The organism is Klenkia sp. AC732, from assembly GCF_979256525.1.
Window position 1 is genome coordinate 17,343 of sequence record NZ_CEEDOS010000049.1, and the last position, 14,366, is coordinate 31,708.

Here is a 14,366-nt window from a genome sequence, read left to right on the forward strand (position 1 = left end):
GCGTGCGCGCCGCCGGGACGCGGGCTACCGGGGTGTCGCCAGGGTGACGGCGAAGTCGCCGTCGGGGTCGGTCCAGGTCTCCGCCGCCCGCAGCCCGGCGGCGTCCAGCTCGGCGACCACCTGCTCGACCCGGAACTTGGTCGACACCTCGGTGCGCAGGTCCTCCCCGGCGGCGAACGGCACGTCCAGGTCCAGGCCGGCCACGTGCACGACCTGGTCGCGGCGGGAGCGCAGCAGCATCTCGACCCAGCTGTTCCCGGCGTCCCAGCGGGCGACGTGGTCGAAGGCGTCCAGGTCGACGTCGGCCTTGAGCTCCCGGTTGACCACGGCGAGGACGTTCTTGTTGAACGCCGCGGTCACCCCGGCGTCGTCGTCGTAGGCGGCGACCAGCCGGTCGGTGTCCTTGACCAGGTCGGTGCCCAGCAGGAACCAGTCGCCGGGGTCCAGCATCGCCCCGACCGAGGTCAGGAACGCCGCCCGCGGGCCCGGCTCCAGGTTGCCGATGGTCGAGCCCAGGAACGCGACCAGCCGCCGTCCCTCCCGGGGCAGTTCGCCCAGGTGCTGGGTGAAGTCGCCGACCGCGGCGTCCACGGCGAGGTCGGGGAACTCCTCGCCGATGACCGCGCCGGCGTGCCGCAGGACGGACGGGTCGACGTCGAAGGGCACGAAGCGGCGCAGCGTGCCGGCCGTGGTCAGCGCGGTGAGCAGCAGCCGGGTCTTCTCCGACGTCCCGCTGCCGAGCTCGACCAGGGTGTCCGCGCCCGACAGCACCGCGATCTCGTCGGCGTGCTCGTCCAGGATCGAGCGCTCGGCCCGGGTCGGGTAGTACTCCGGCAGCCGGGTGATGTCCTCGAAGAGCTCGCTGCCGCGCTCGTCGTAGAACCAGGTCGGCGGCAGCGTCTTGGGCGTCGCGGTCAGGCCGGCGGCGACGTCGGCGCGGAGTGCGGCGCCGGCGTCGACGGGGCCGAGGTGGTCGGTCAGGGTGAAGCTCATGGGGGTCCTCCCGGGTCTGGGGTGGCGTGCTGGGTGGTCGGTGGCGCGTCGTCGAGGGGCGTCAGGGCGGTGCCGTCGGGGGTGACGGACACCAGGTGGCGGTCGGGGACGTCGGTCCAGCGGGGGTCGTCGTCCCAGGGCTCGCTGGCCAGGGCGGTGCCCTCCTCGGTGGTCAGCACCGAGAGGGTGTCGCCCCAGGTGGTGGCCAGCAGCCGGGTGCCGTCGGCGGCCAGCAGGTTGAGTCGTGCGGTCGGGTCGGCGGCGCCCACCTCCCGGACGACGTCACCGAGGGCGTCGAGGCCGCGGGCGAAGACGAGGGCCGCCAGCTGGGCGCTGTCGCAGACCGACTCCGCCCCCGGGGCCGGCGGCAGCACCGACCGCTCGACCCGGCCGTTGTGCGAGAGCAGCCACCGGCCGTCGGTGAACGGTGCGGCGGCGGACTCGTCGATCGGCATCCCGACGGTGGCCGACCGGACCGCGGCCAGCACGCAGCGCGAGGACACCGCGGGCGCCACCGAGGCGAAGGACGCCGAGCCCCACAGCGGGGACGCCGACCGCCAGCGCGCCGGCCCGGGCCGGTCGGGGGCCCACCAGCCCACGCCCCAGCCGTCGGCGTTGACGGTGCCGTGCCGCTGGCGGCGGGGTGCGTAGGACTGCACGACCAGGGCCGACGGCGGTTCCAGGACGAGGGACGACAGCGTCCGGGGTCGTCCGAGCCAGGCGAGGTGTCTGCACATGCGGCTGCCTACGCGTCCCAGGCCAGCCGGAACCCGCTGAAGACCTGGCGGCGCTGCAGGTGGTCCCAGTTGCGGAAGCTGGGCCGCAGCACGGAGGCACCGACCGCCCAGGAGCCGCCGCGCAGCACCTTGTAGTCGCCGCCGAAGAACGGCTCGGAGTACTGCGCGTAGAGCATCGGGGTGAAGCCGGGCCAGGCGGTGAAGTCCGAGGCGGTCCACTCCCAGACGTCGCCCAGCAGCTGCTCGACGCCGTACGGGGAGGCGCCGGCCGGGTAGGCGCCCACGGGAGCCGGGCGCAGCGCCGCCCCGCCGCTGTTGACCAGCGTCGGGGTGGGCTCGGTGTCGCCCCACGGGAACCGGCGGCGGCGACCGGTCGTCGGGTCCCAGACGGCGGCCTTCTCCCACTCCTGCTCGGTGGGCAGCCGGGCACCCGCCCAGGTGGCGTAGGCCTCCGCCTCGAAGTGGGTCACGTGCTGGACCGGCTCGTCGCCGGGCACCTCCTCGACGACCCCGAACCGGGTCCGGGTGCCGTCGGCGTGCCAGGACATCGGCCGCTGCAGCCCGGCGTCCGCGACGTGCGCCCAGCCGCGGGCCGACCACCAGCGCGCCGTCGTGTAGCCGCCGTCGGCGACGAACCGGGCGTACTCGGCGTTGGTGACCGGGACCCGGCCGATCCGGAAGGCGGGGACGTCGACGGTGTGTGCCGGCCGCTCGTTGTCCAGGCTGAACGGCTCGCTCGTGCCGTCCACGCCCAGCTCGAACGGCCCGCCGGCCACCAGCACGCTGGTGCCGGCCACGCCGGGGCGCCCGGGCGGGAGCGCCGCACCGGTCCCCAGCAGGGCGGGCCCGCGGCGCAGCTGCAGGGTCTGCAGCATCGTCTCGCCGTGCTGCTCCTCGTGGCTGACCACCATCGCGACGTCGAAGGGGTCGTCGTCGGGGGTGGCCGTGGCGATCCGGTCCAGCACCCGGTCCCGGACTGCGGCGACGTAGCCGCGGGCCTCGACCGGCGGGAGCAGCGGCAGCGCGGCGCGGACGGCGCGCGGGTGCGTGAAGGCGTCGTAGAGCGCCTCGACCTGCACCGGCAGCACGCCGGGCCGGCCGGCCTCGCCGCCGCGCAGCAGCCACAGGTCCTCCTGCTGCCCGATGTGGGCGAGGTCCCAGACCATCGGGCTCATCAGCGGGTCGTGCTGGCGCAGCAGCTCGGGCTCGTCGAGGTCGGTGAGCAGCAGGGTGCGGTCCCGGGCGACGGTGAGGTCGCGGACCAGCAGCTCGTAGGGGTCGGTCACGAGTCCTCCTCCGGACAGGCGGCGAGCAGGGCGGCGGCCGGGCCGGCGGCCCGGGCGGTGTCGGCGACGGCGTCCCCGGGGCTGCGGCCGGCGGCCACCAGCTCGGCGAGGGCGTGCACCTCCGGGCGCAGCGCGGGCGGGACGCGGTCGGCCACCGCGGCCAGGCAGGCCGTGGCGGCGGTGTGCAGGTCGGGGTCGGTCAGGCCGTGGTGGGCGGCGTCGTCCCAGCGGCCGGCGACGGGGGCGCAGGCCGCGGCGGCCAGGTCGGCGGCGACCGGGTCGTCGAGCAGGGTCGCGGTCACCGCGGCCAGGGCCGGCCACCAGGGCTCCGGGGCGGCGTCGAGGTAGCGGACCTCCAGGAACCCGCGCAGCCGGACCGGCGGGAAGAGCGTGGTCAGGTGGTAGTCCAGGTCCGCGGCGGTGGGCCGCCGGCCACCCAGCTCGGGCCGGCCGCGGACCCAGTCGGCGAACGAGACCGGGCCGGTCACCGGCTCCGCGCCGCCCGCGTCGGTGAAGCGGACCAGCATCACCGGCGCGGCCAGCGCGTACTCCGCCCACTCGTCGGCCGGGTCGCCCCGCCCCAGCAGCGGCCCGCAGCGGGCCTGGTCCAGGTCGCCCCAGACCTGCTGGCGGCCCGAGACCCAGCCGGTGTCCCGGCCCTGCAGCCAGGGCGAGCACGCCGACACCGCCACCAGCACCGGTCCCAGCGCGTGGGCCAGGCCCACCCGGTCCACCCAGCCCGCCGCGGGTCCCGCCTCCAGGTTCACCTGCAGCGAGGCCGTGGAGGTCATCATCGCCGCACCCGCGCCGGGGCAGCCGATCGCGGCGAAGTGCTGCTCCATGGCCAGGTAGCGGGGCCCGGGGCTGACCCGGGACGCCGGGCGCAGCGGGTCCGTGCCCAGCGCGGCCAGCGCCAGCCCGTCCGCGGCCAGGGCGCGGGCGAGGGCGGCGCTGTCGGTGCGCAGAGCGGCGACGGCGGCGGCCACGTCGCCGTACGGCGGTCCGGACAGCTCGACCTGACCGCCCGGCTCCAGGGTCACCCGGCTGCCCCCGGGCAGCGGCGCCAGCCCGGCGACCAGCCGGGTGATCCGCGCCCACGGGACACGTGCGCCGGGGGTGTGCCGGTCGACGAGGTGCGCCTCGAGCTCCAGGCCGACGGGGCCCGGGTCGGCGGCGACGAGGGCGCGGGCGGCCACGTGGGCCAGCGCCTCCCCGACGTCGTCGAGGGGGCGGTCGTCCTGCCGATGGGCGTGCTGATGAGCGAGAACCGTGGCCAAGGGCCACCCCCTCCAGGTCCGGACCGGTCGTGGGACGACCGCGGGTCGGTGCGGGGGCGGCTCGCGGTGGCGGGCCGTCCTCGTCCACCAGGGTGCACACGGTCGGCCGTCGGGGCAACCCGCGTCCCCCGGGGAGGGCTCGGTGCAAGTCACGTCCGACCCGACGCCTAGCCTGCCCGTGGCCGGGTAGTCCGGGACGGACGCCGGACCGAGACCGGCGCCAGGACGGACGGGGACAGACGTGGACGACGAGGACGGCTGCTCGCCGCACGCCGCGCTGCTCGTCGAGGACGACGCCGCCGTGCTGGCGGCTGCGCCCGGCTTCCTGTGTGACGGGATCGACGCGGGGCAGGTCGCGGTCGTGGTGGTGTCGGCCCCGGTGGCCGAGCTGTTGCGTCCGGCGCTGGCCGGCCACCCGGTCGTCTTCGTGGACTGGATCGAGGTGTTCGGCGGTGGCGCCCCGGCGGCGGTGACGGCGCTGCGTCGGCTCGCCGCGCGGTTGCGGCCCGGGCCCTCCGACGTGGTGCGGGTCCTCATCGAGCCGATGGCCGGGGACGACCCGGACACCTGGCGGGAGTGGCAGCGGTTCGAGGCGGTGCTGGACCACGTCGCGGCCACCGAGCCGCTGTGCGTGGCCTGCCTGCACGACGCCCGCCGCGAAGCCGCCCCGCTGCTGGAGAGCGCCCGGGCCACCCACCCGGTGCTGCTGCGCGGCGCCGCCGAGGTCGCGAACCCCGACCACCAGGACCCGGCGGTCTTCCTGGAGACCCTGGAGGTCCCCGGCGAGCCGCTGGAGGACAGCGAGCCGCTGGTCGCCGAGCACGCCGTCCGTGACCTGCGGGGCCTGCGCCGGGCGCTGGCCACCCGGGCCGCCGACGAGGGGCTGCTGGAGACCCACGAGACCCGGGTCGAGGACTTCTTGCTCGCCGTGGACGAGATGACCACCAACGCGCTGCGGCACGGCCGGCCCCCGGTCGACCTGCGTCTGTGGGCCGGGGAGGGGCGCCTGGTCTGCCGGGTGACCGACCACGGCACCGGCCTGGACGACCCGTTCATCGGCTACGGCCCGGCGCACGGCGAGGACCTCTCGCAGGGCGGCATGGGCCTCTGGCTGGCCCGCCAGCTCTGCGACCACGTGGACATCACCCCGGACGGTGCCGGCGTCTCGATCCGGCTGATCACGCACCTGCGCTGACGTGGTGCGCGACCGGGACGAGGACGGCCGGGCCCGCAACGCGCGCCCGCGGGACGGCCTGGGCCGGCCGCTGCCGTACGGGACACCGGGGGAGCCGCGCGCGCCCGAGGGCGTGGTCCGCACGGCCGGGGACACGCTGACCCAGGCCCAGGAGCTGCTCGACGCCGGCCGGCCCTTCCACGCCCACGAGGTCTTCGAGGACGCCTGGAAGTCCGGGCCGCCGGAGACCCGCGAGCTGTGGCGTGGGCTGGCCCAGCTCGCCGTGGGCCTCACCCACGCCGCGCGGGGCAACGGCACCGGCGCGCGGACGCTGCTGGACCGCGGTGCCGGCCACGTGGAGGCCGCGGCCGAGGTGGCCGCCGGGTTCGGGGTGGACGGGCGCGCGCTGGCCCGCTGGGCGCGGGCTGTCGACGTCGCCGACGTGGGACCGGTGCCCCGGCTGGTGGGCTAGCGCCCGGCCCCGTCGGTCGGCGGGCCCAGCGCGTCGACGGCCCGGCGCAGGAACCGGGCCACGACCTGCACCTCGTCCTCGGTCATGTCGGCCATCACGGCCCCCACGTCCTCGGCCATCGGGGTGAAGAAGTCCCGGGCCAGGGCCCGGGCCCGGTCCTGCACCCGGAGCACGACCTGGCGGCGGTCGGTGGTGGAGCGCTCGCGGACCAGGTGGCCGGCCCGCTCGAGCCGGTCGACGAGGGCGGTGGTGGCCGCCGAGGACAGCCGCAGCCGGGTGGCCAGCCGGCCCGGGGTCATCTCCACCCCGCCCATCGAGGCGCCGACCACGACGGCGAGGGCGTCCAGGTCGGTGCGGTGCAGGTCGTGGGTCTGGCCGAACACGGCGGCGGTGCGGTTGCTGGCCACCGACACCTCGCGCAGCAGCAGCACGACCTCACGTCGGAGTGGGTCCACGATCACCTCCACCTGCGGGTTTGCGACAAGTCCTTCGACGGTAGAGAGACATGGTCGTCGAGAGGCCGCACCGTCGAGGTGCAGGAGGAGGAGATCATGACCAGCACAGGCCTGCAGCAGGGGTCCCGGGCACACGCAGGGGCCCCGGCCACCGGGAGCCGGGACACCACCCGGGTCGTGGTCGTCGTCCTGGCCGCCGTCGCCCAGGTGGTCGGCAGCCCGCTGGGGTCGGTGCTGTCGGGCAACAGCGTGGGCGACGTCAGCGACGGCGCCCGCTCCCTGGTGACCCCCGCCGGGTACGCCTTCAGCATCTGGGGGCTCGTCTTCCTGGGCTCGCTGGCCTGGGCGGTCTACCAGGCACTGCCTGCCCAGCGCACCCGGCTGGTGCACCGGGTGACCGGCTGGCCGCTGGCCGCCGCCTTCGCCGGCAACGCCGTGTGGGAGACCGTCTACCCCTTCGGTGGCGTCTGGCAGTACGTCACGCAGGTGCTCATCTTCGCCATCACGGCCTCCGCCGCCGTCGGCTTCGCCCGGCTGCAGCGCGAGGAGGTCCGGGCCGACCTGCGTGGCTGGGCCCGGGCGCTGCCCGCGGCCACGGCCGGTCTGCTGCTGGGCTGGGTGACCGTCGCCCCGGTGGCCCAGGTCGGCAACACCGGCGTGGCGCTCGGCGCCGACCCGGCCACCACCTCCTCGGAGGTCTGGGCGGTGGCCGCGATGGTCGCCGTCGCGCTGGTCGGTTCCCTCGTCGTCCTCCGCGCCCACGTCGCGGCCGGGCCGTTCGCCGCCGCCGTCGTGTGGGGACTGGTCGCCATCGCCGCCGCCGGGGGCCCGACGCCGGTCACCCTCGCCGCGCTCGGTGCCGCCGCCGTCGTCCTGGTCACCCTCGGGGTGCGGGTCGCCTCCCGGCGGGTCCACGCGGGTGCCCTGCTCGTCGGCTGAGCCCCTCCCGCGGGGGCGCGGGGGTCAGTTCGCCAGCTCGATGGCCGCCCAGCCGAGCAGCACGATCGCGAACGGGATGGCGAAGAACACCAGCACCGCCCACCGGGGGGTCCGCACCAGCGGCTCCCCGGTGCGCGGGTCCAGCACCTCGCGGGCCCGCCGGGCGACCAGGTACGCCGGCGGGACGCCGACGACCACCCCGGTGGCCAGCCACAGCCAGCCCGACCGGCCCAGGTAGGGCTCGTCGAGCAGGAGGGCGAAGGCGCCCTGGCCGATCAGCCAGCCGGCCGCCGCGGCCAGCACCAGGGTGGTCGTCGTCCACCACCACGGCGGCTTGCGGTGCTCGTCGGTGAGGCTCGCGGCGTACTCGCGGGGGGTGCCGAAGGCCTCGGTCGGGTCCTCGCCGGTCTCGGCCACGTGGCTCTCGACCTCGGCGACGATCTCGCCGATCCGGTCCGGCGGGACCTCCTGCAGGCGCAGGTGCAGCACGAGGGACTGGCGGTAGTCGGAGGTCGTCCGGGGCGTCGGGGCAGCGGTCATCGGGTGCTCCTCGGGGTCGCGCGTCGGGCGGTGGGGTGTCGCGTCGGGGGTGCCGGTCACGTGAGTGCCACCGCGATGCCGGCGACCACGAGGGCCAGGGCCAGGAGGGCGCCGGTGATCGTCACCAGGGTCCGCCGGGGGGTCGGCGTCAGCGGTGCGCCGGTGCGGGGGTCGCGCACCTGCCGGGCGCGCCCGGCGATCCGGAGGCCGCCGGGGACGCCGAGCAGCAGGCCCAGCGGCACCAGCACCCACCAGGGCATCCCGGCGAACTCCCCGCCGCGCAGCAGGGTCACCGCGCCGACGGCGACGAACCACCCGGCGGCGGCGCCGCTGAGCGCCTCCAGGACGAGCAGTGCCGGCCGGTCGCGGCGGTGCTCGTGGGTGAGCGAGGCGGCGTACTCCCGGGGGGTGCCGAAGGCCTCGGTGGGGTCCTCGCCGGTCTCGGCCACGTGGCTGTCGACCTCGGCCAGGACCTCGCCGATCCGCTCGGCGGGCACCCGGCGGGCGCGGAGCGCCGCCACGAGCCGCTGCTGCCAGACGTCGGTGACGGAGGTGCTCATCGGGTGCTCCTCGGGTCCGGGAGCAGGCCGCCGGCCCGCTCGGTGAAGGTGTGCCAGGCCGCCGAGCGGCGGTCCAGGTGGTCGCGGCCGGCCGTGGTGACGGCGAAGAACTTGCGGCCGGGCCCGCCGACGCCCTCGCGCCAGGACGAGGTGAGCAGCCCCTCGGCCTCCAGCCGGTTGAGCACCGGGTAGAGGGTGCCGCCCTTGACGGCGCCGAGACCACCGGCCTGCAGCCGCTGGGCGACCGCGTAGCCGTAGGTCTCCTCCTCGGCGACCACGGCCAGCACCGCCAGGGGCAGCACCGCCCGGAGCCACTCGGTGGGCACGTCGTCGTCGGCCATGACTAGAAGCTAGCGACCACTAGTCAGCGACGCAAGCTAGTCGGGTAGAGAGTGGGATTGCGGTCACAACGGTCGGCCGGGAGGGGGTGGACCGGTCGTCCGGGGGTCGGCAGGATCGCTCGTGCCATGAGCACCGACACCCAGACCCCAGCCCAGACGCCCGCCGAGACCCCGGCGGCGCCGCCGGCCCGCGGACCCGTCACCTCGGCGTCCTACTCGATCACCGTCCGGCTCTCCGCCGACGGCGACCCGGCCACCATCGGCCGGATCGCCACCGCGGTCGGCTCGGCCGGCGGCGCGGTGACCGCGATCGACGTCGTCGAGTCCCGCTCGGACGGGCTGACCGTGGACGTCACCTGCTCGGCCGCGGACGCCGCGCACTCCGAGGAGGTCGTCGCCGCGCTGGACGCCGTGGACGACGTGCACGTCCGCAAGGTCAGCGACCGGACCTTCCTGCTGCACCTGGGCGGCAAGATCGAGGTCGTCTCCAAGGTGCCGCTCAAGACCCGCGACGACCTGTCGATGGCCTACACCCCCGGCGTGGCCCGGGTCTGCCTGGCGCTGGCCGACCACCCCGAGGACGTCCGCCGGCTGACCATCAAGGGCAACACGGTCGCCGTGGTCACCGACGGGTCGGCCGTGCTCGGGCTGGGCGACATCGGGCCCGGTGCCTCGCTGCCGGTGATGGAGGGCAAGGCCGCGCTGTTCAAGCGGTTCGCCGACATCGACGCCTGGCCGATCTGCCTGGACACCCAGGACGTCGACGAGATCGTCCGCACCGTCGAGCTCATCGCCCCCGGCTTCGGCGGCATCAACCTCGAGGACATCGCCGCGCCCCGCTGCTTCGAGATCGAGGCCCGGCTGCGCGCGAAGCTGGACATCCCGGTCTTCCACGACGACCAGCACGGCACGGCGATCGTCGCCCTGGCCGCGCTGCGCAACGCGCTGCGGGTGGTGGACAAGCAGCTGGCCGACGTCCGGGTGGTCGTCGCCGGCGGCGGCGCAGCCGGGACGGCGATCGTCTCGCTGCTGCTGGAGGCCGGCGCGCAGCACGTGCTGGTGTGGGACCGCGAGGGCGTCCTGTCCCCGGACGACGACCGGCTCTCCCCGGCCAAGCACGAGCTGGCCCAGCGGACCAACCCCGAGTGCCGCCGCGGTGAGCTGCCCGACGCCCTCGTCGGCGCCGACGTGTTCATCGGGGTCAGTGCGGGCAACGTGCTGCCGGTCGAGGCGCTGGCCGGGATGGCGGAGAAGGCGATCGTCTTCCCGATGGCCAACCCGACGCCGGAGGTCGACCCGGTCCGCGCCCGGCCGTACTGCGCCGTCGTCGCCTCGGGCCGGTCGGACCTGCCCAACCAGATCAACAACGTGCTGGCGTTCCCCGGGGTGTTCCGCGGGCTGCTGGACGCCAAGGCCAAGGAGATCCGCCCCGGGATGCTGCTGGCGGCTGCCGACGCGTTGGCCGCGGTGGTGCGCGACGACCAGCTCAACGCCAACTACATCATCCCCAGCGTCTTCGACGCGGCGGCGACGGAGGCGGTGGCGGCCGCGGTGGCGGCGTCCGCGCGGCAGGAGTCCGGTGCGACGGTGCAGGTGGACGAGGACCGGCTGCCGGTCTGACCGCCTGCCTGGATAAGGTGAGGCTCCCCTAACAAGAGGAGCTCCACGTGGCACGACGGACCGGACTGATCGCACTCGCGGCGGTGGGTGGCCTGCTGCTCACCGCCTGCGGGTCGACGACGGAGGACGCCGGCCCGCAGTCGGCGACCGGGGAGGAGACCCGGTCGGTGGTGCACGCGCTGGGCACCACCGAGATCGCCGGGACGCCGGAGCGGGTCGTCGTGCTGGACAGTGGGGAACTGGACGCCGTCACCTCGCTCGGCGTCGTCCCGGTCGGCACCGTGGAGACCGAGGGCCTGCTGGAGGAGCTCGCGACCGCCCACGACTTCGACGCCGCGGACGTCGAGGTCGTCGGGTCCATCGCCGAGCCGGACCTGGAGGCCGTCGCCGCGCTGCGACCGGACCTGATCCTGACCAACGCGATCCGGCACGAGGCGATCTACGACCAGCTGTCCGAACTGGCCCCGACCGTGATGTCCGCCGAGCTGGGTGCGGTCTGGAAGGAGAACTTCCTGCTCTCCGCGGAGGCCCTGGGGATGACGGCGCAGGCGGAGGAGCAGCTGGCCGACTACGACCGGCGGGTGGGGGAGATCGCGGCCGCCTGGGGCGACCCGGCCGGCACCGAGGTGGCCGTGCTGCGGTTCATGGGCGCCGGGGAGATCCGGGCCTACGCCCGCGGGTCGTTCATCGGCAGCGTGCTCGACGACATCGGCTTCGTCTGGCCCGCGGCGCTGGACACCACCGACAACCGGGTCGAGCTGACCCCGGAGTCGCTGGCCCTGGTCACCTCCGACGTCGTCTTCTGGTCCCCGGGGTTCGGGGAGACCGGGCAGGCGGAGTCGGCGTCCGTGCAGTCCGGCGGGCTCTGGACGACGCTGCCCGCGGTGCAGGCCGGTGCCGAGCACGAGATCGACGACAGCCGCTGGTTCCTGGGGCTGGGCCCCTCGGGCGCCGACCTGGTGCTGGACGACCTGGCCGAGATCGTCGCCTCCCGCTGATCCCGGGGCGGTCGGGCGGCGGGGGAGGTGCCGGCAGGGCGCGGGTCGCGGACCCGCGCCCTGCCGGCGGCAGCGTCAGCTGCGGTACTGCTGCGCCTCGGCCTCGGCCTCGACGGCGTCGGCGGGGGAACCGGTCTGACGGGCAGCGCGCTCGGCCTCGGGGGCCTCGGCCTCGACCGCGGCCAGGGCGGACTCCCAGCGAGCCCGCATCGGGGCGATGCCACCGCCACCGACGGCGACGACCGCGATGCCGACGACCGCGGCCAGCGAGGCGTACAGCACGGCGTTCACGACGTTCTGGGCGATCTGCAGCTGGTCCAGCGCGGCGATGACACCCAGGGCCAGGATGACGGTGGAGGCGACGTTGGCCAGCACCTTGCCGTAGGACAGGCCGCCCAGGGCGGACTGGACGAGCAGCTTGACCCCGGCCGCGACGGCGGAGGCGATGACCAGGATCAAGATCGCGACGAAGACCTTGGGCAGGTAGCCGATGATCGCCGACAGGTAGTCGCTGATCGGGTTCTGGCCGAAGACGCCGAACGCGGTGGACAGCACGAAGAGCATGACCGCGTAGAAGACGATCTTGGCGAGAATGTCGGAGGCGTCGTACTGGGACTTCGACAGGGCCTTCTTGATGCCGCCCTTCTCGACGGCGGCGTCGAAGCCGACCTTCTCGAGGACCTTGTCGACGATCTTCTGCAGCGCCTTGGCGATCACGTAGCCGATCACCAGGATCAGCAGGAAGCCGATGAGCTTGGGCAGGAACTGGATGACGGTGTCCAGGAGGTCCCGGAACGACTGGCTGGTGGAAGACATGGCTCTCCTGAGCTGATGCTGGGGTGGGACCCCCGGCCGTCGGCGCCGGGAGGGCGCGGTGCGGTCACCGGGGGCAGGGGTGGGACCCGCAGGGCCGGTCGTGACCGGCCCTGCGGGTCTGGTGCTCCGCCGGCGGTGCCGGCGGGGTGCTCAGGTGGTACGGGCGGAGCTCAGTTCCGGTGGTCGCGCCCGGTCGGGACGACGTCGTCCTCGACCTGCTCGATCTCCTCGTGCGCGACGGTCTCGGCCACCGTCTCCTGGTCGGTGACGGTCCGGGTGTCCAGCCGGACCCGCTCGACGGGCACGGTCTCCTTCTGCACGACCGGACGCTCGGCGTGGAGGGTGACCTCGTGCTCCTCCTCCGACAGGCCGGGGCCGGCCAGGGCGTCGCCGCGGTTGGCGTCGGTGATCGGCTCGCGCTCGATGCGGACCTCCTCGTGGGAGACCGGCACGGTGCGGGTCACGTTCTCGGTGACGACGTGCTTGCGCAGCCGGGCCCGGCCGGTCTCCACGGACTCGGTGCCGACGGTGAGCCGCTCCTCGGAGCGGGTCATGGCGTCGTCCGTGGTGGGGCCGGAGGTGTCGTGGCCGACGGTGCCGGGGGCGTCCCGGTGGTCCTCGCGCTGGTCGCCGGACAGCGCGGCGGAGCGGTCCGTGGTCTCCGTCGTGCCGGCGGTCTGCGTGGTGGCCTCGCCGACGCCGTAGTAGCGGTAGAGCTCGGTCTCCTCCTCCGGGGACAGGTGGCCCTCGGCCTCGATCTTCGGGGCGTCGGACACCGTGGCCTTGTCGTAGGGGAACCGCAGGGAGCCCCCGGACAGCTCGGCCTGGGCCAGCGGGATGAAGGTCTCCTTGGTGCCGAACAGGCCGGTCGTGACCGTCGCCCACTCGGGGCGTCCGGACTGGTCGTCGAGGTAGACCTCGGAGACGGTGCCGATCTCGTCGCCGTCGGTGTCGACGGCGTCGGCGCCGATGACGGTGCTGATGTCGTTCTCGGTGATCACGTGTGCTCCCGGAGGTGAGCAGCCCACATCGGCCGGGCGGGCCGGCGGTGCGGGTGGGGTGGGGGTCGCGCGGCGGTCGTGCGCTGCGCGGTGTGCGACTGACAGTCGCCGTGCGCGTCCCGGGCTGAGCGTCACAACCCGGCGAGACGACTCCTCAGTGCCCACCCAGATACACCGTAAACAAGTGCGGCCGTCGATTGTTTACGGTGTAGTCGCTCCACTGGCGGCGGACCCGCCGGTCTCGGGGCGGGGTGCCTTCGCCAGGATGGCGTCCAGGCGCTCGACCAGGTGCTCCAGCGACTCCTCGAACTCCGCCACGGTCTCGTCCTGGGCCAGCGAGGGCTGCAGCCGCACGATGAGGGGATAGGCGTCCATGTCCCCGATCGCGGCCGACGGGTCGCCGTCGGGGTCGTCGATCGCGTTGATCGCGACCCCCCGCTGGGCCACCTCCAGCAGCAGGTGCCCGAGCAGGAAGCTGGAGTAGGCCCGGTAGGCCTCCACGGCCTGGTCGTCGGTGAACCCGTGGCTGGTCAGCGCGGACAGGAAGGACTCGACCCAGCGCAGGCTGCGCAGCGGGGGCCGCACCCAGGGGGCGGCCGGTGGCCGGGTCGCCACCAGGGGGAACACCGCCGGGTGTGCCAGGGCGATCCGGCGCAACCCGTGGGCCAGGCGGTGCAGGTAGTCGTGCCAGCCGTGGCGGGGCTCGAAGTAGACGTCGGGGTCGGCGTACAGCTCGTCCACCACCATCTCGACCACCCCGTCCAGCAGGTCCTCGCGGCCGGGGACGTACCGGTAGAGGGCCATGGCCTCCACCCCGAGCGCGGTCCCCAGCTTGCGCATGCTGAGCTCGGGCAGTCCGTGCTCGTCGATGAACGCGACCGCCGCGGACACGATGCGGTGCCGGTCCAGTCCCCGCCGGGGCTCGGCGCCGGCCGCCCCGGCGAGCACCTCGGTGCCCCCCGGCCGGTTCGCCGGCAGGTCGGGGTCCGTCGGGTCGTCCGGGGCGTCCAGCCCGCCGGACTGGATGCGGCCCACGTGGCCCTCGGATGCCGACCGGTCCGGGGCCGGGGGCTCCTCCGGGCCGGCTGACGACGGGTGGGGACCGGGCATCGCGGCACTCCGTTCGGCGGTCGCGTTCATCGACGAGCACGGACTGC

General features: G+C 75.1%; 16 protein-coding genes. 5 read left to right on the forward strand and 11 right to left on the reverse strand.

Annotated elements, in window-relative coordinates:
* Positions 1-24: 24 nt before the first annotated feature.
* The 4 genes from egtD to egtA are packed head-to-tail and all read right to left on the reverse strand — an operon-like array spanning position 25 to position 4,293.
* Positions 25-993, reverse strand: a complete 969-nt coding sequence (gene egtD / locus AC0IVP_RS19100; RefSeq protein ID WP_471758631.1) for an L-histidine N(alpha)-methyltransferase — start codon at positions 991-993, stop codon at positions 25-27.
* Positions 990-1,730 carry an ergothioneine biosynthesis protein EgtC gene (egtC, locus tag AC0IVP_RS19105; RefSeq protein WP_056290852.1) on the reverse strand — a complete coding sequence of 247 codons (741 nt, stop codon included), beginning with the start codon at positions 1,728-1,730 and terminating at the stop codon, positions 990-992. Before egtC ends, egtD begins: the two co-directional genes overlap by 4 nt.
* Before the next feature lie 8 nt (positions 1,731-1,738).
* Positions 1,739-3,016, reverse strand: a complete 1,278-nt coding sequence (egtB, locus tag AC0IVP_RS19110) for an ergothioneine biosynthesis protein EgtB (RefSeq protein WP_471758633.1) — start codon at positions 3,014-3,016, stop codon at positions 1,739-1,741.
* A complete protein-coding gene (gene egtA, locus AC0IVP_RS19115) occupies positions 3,013-4,293 on the reverse strand; it encodes an ergothioneine biosynthesis glutamate--cysteine ligase EgtA (protein WP_056290848.1) in 1,281 nt (426 codons plus the stop codon). The genes egtB and egtA overlap by 4 nt, the downstream gene beginning before the upstream one ends.
* 241 nt (positions 4,294-4,534) lie before the next feature.
* Here egtA and AC0IVP_RS19120 point away from each other — a divergent pair, with 241 nt between their 5' ends.
* Both AC0IVP_RS19120 and AC0IVP_RS19125 read left to right on the forward strand, forming a co-directional pair.
* Complete coding sequence (locus AC0IVP_RS19120; protein WP_056290846.1) at positions 4,535-5,488, forward strand: anti-sigma factor RsbA family regulatory protein; 954 nt, start codon at positions 4,535-4,537, stop codon at positions 5,486-5,488.
* 4 nt (positions 5,489-5,492) lie between these two features.
* The gene (locus AC0IVP_RS19125) at positions 5,493-5,939 is read left to right on the forward strand and encodes a DUF309 domain-containing protein (protein ID WP_471758635.1); all 447 of its coding nucleotides are present in this window, start codon (positions 5,493-5,495) and stop codon (positions 5,937-5,939) included.
* Here AC0IVP_RS19125 and AC0IVP_RS19130 read toward each other — a convergent pair.
* On the reverse strand, positions 5,936-6,394 hold the full coding sequence (locus tag AC0IVP_RS19130; RefSeq protein ID WP_471758637.1) for a MarR family winged helix-turn-helix transcriptional regulator: 459 nt from the start codon (positions 6,392-6,394) through the stop codon (positions 5,936-5,938). The two genes, AC0IVP_RS19125 and AC0IVP_RS19130, sit on opposite strands and share 4 nt — an antisense overlap.
* Positions 6,395-6,490: 96 nt before the next feature.
* Here AC0IVP_RS19130 and AC0IVP_RS19135 point away from each other — a divergent pair, with 96 nt between their 5' ends.
* Entirely contained in the window at positions 6,491-7,333 is an 843-nt protein-coding gene (locus tag AC0IVP_RS19135; RefSeq protein WP_471758639.1) for a hypothetical protein, read from the forward strand.
* Positions 7,334-7,357: 24 nt separating this feature from the next.
* On the opposite strand, the gene AC0IVP_RS19140 is transcribed toward AC0IVP_RS19135, so the two are convergent.
* The 3 genes from AC0IVP_RS19140 to AC0IVP_RS19150 are packed head-to-tail and all read right to left on the reverse strand — an operon-like array spanning position 7,358 to position 8,774.
* Entirely contained in the window at positions 7,358-7,873 is a 516-nt protein-coding gene (locus AC0IVP_RS19140; RefSeq protein WP_471758641.1) for an HAAS signaling domain-containing protein, read from the reverse strand.
* Positions 7,874-7,929: 56 nt separating this feature from the next.
* On the reverse strand, positions 7,930-8,433 hold the full coding sequence (locus AC0IVP_RS19145; protein WP_471758643.1) for an HAAS signaling domain-containing protein: 504 nt from the start codon (positions 8,431-8,433) through the stop codon (positions 7,930-7,932).
* Positions 8,430-8,774 (reverse strand): PadR family transcriptional regulator, encoded by a 345-nt coding sequence (locus AC0IVP_RS19150; RefSeq protein ID WP_471758645.1) that lies wholly within the window; start codon positions 8,772-8,774, stop codon positions 8,430-8,432. Before AC0IVP_RS19150 ends, AC0IVP_RS19145 begins: the two co-directional genes overlap by 4 nt.
* A gap of 126 nt (positions 8,775-8,900) precedes the next feature.
* Here AC0IVP_RS19150 and AC0IVP_RS19155 point away from each other — a divergent pair, with 126 nt between their 5' ends.
* Positions 8,901-10,394, forward strand: a complete 1,494-nt coding sequence (locus AC0IVP_RS19155) for an NAD-dependent malic enzyme (protein WP_471758647.1) — start codon at positions 8,901-8,903, stop codon at positions 10,392-10,394.
* Between the two features lie 47 nt (positions 10,395-10,441).
* Complete coding sequence (locus AC0IVP_RS19160; RefSeq protein ID WP_471758649.1) at positions 10,442-11,392, forward strand: ABC transporter substrate-binding protein; 951 nt, start codon at positions 10,442-10,444, stop codon at positions 11,390-11,392.
* Between the two features lie 75 nt (positions 11,393-11,467).
* Here AC0IVP_RS19160 and AC0IVP_RS19165 read toward each other — a convergent pair whose 3' ends face one another.
* The 3 genes from AC0IVP_RS19165 to AC0IVP_RS19175 form a co-directional block, all read right to left on the reverse strand.
* Positions 11,468-12,208, reverse strand: a complete 741-nt coding sequence (locus AC0IVP_RS19165) for a mechanosensitive ion channel family protein (protein WP_471758651.1) — start codon at positions 12,206-12,208, stop codon at positions 11,468-11,470.
* A gap of 170 nt (positions 12,209-12,378) precedes the next feature.
* The gene (locus AC0IVP_RS19170) at positions 12,379-13,209 is read right to left on the reverse strand and encodes a DUF2382 domain-containing protein (protein WP_471758653.1); all 831 of its coding nucleotides are present in this window, start codon (positions 13,207-13,209) and stop codon (positions 12,379-12,381) included.
* A 201-nt stretch (positions 13,210-13,410) separates the two neighbouring features.
* A partial coding sequence (locus AC0IVP_RS19175; RefSeq protein WP_471758655.1) for a TetR/AcrR family transcriptional regulator occupies positions 13,411-14,366 on the reverse strand: 956 nt, incomplete at its 5' end.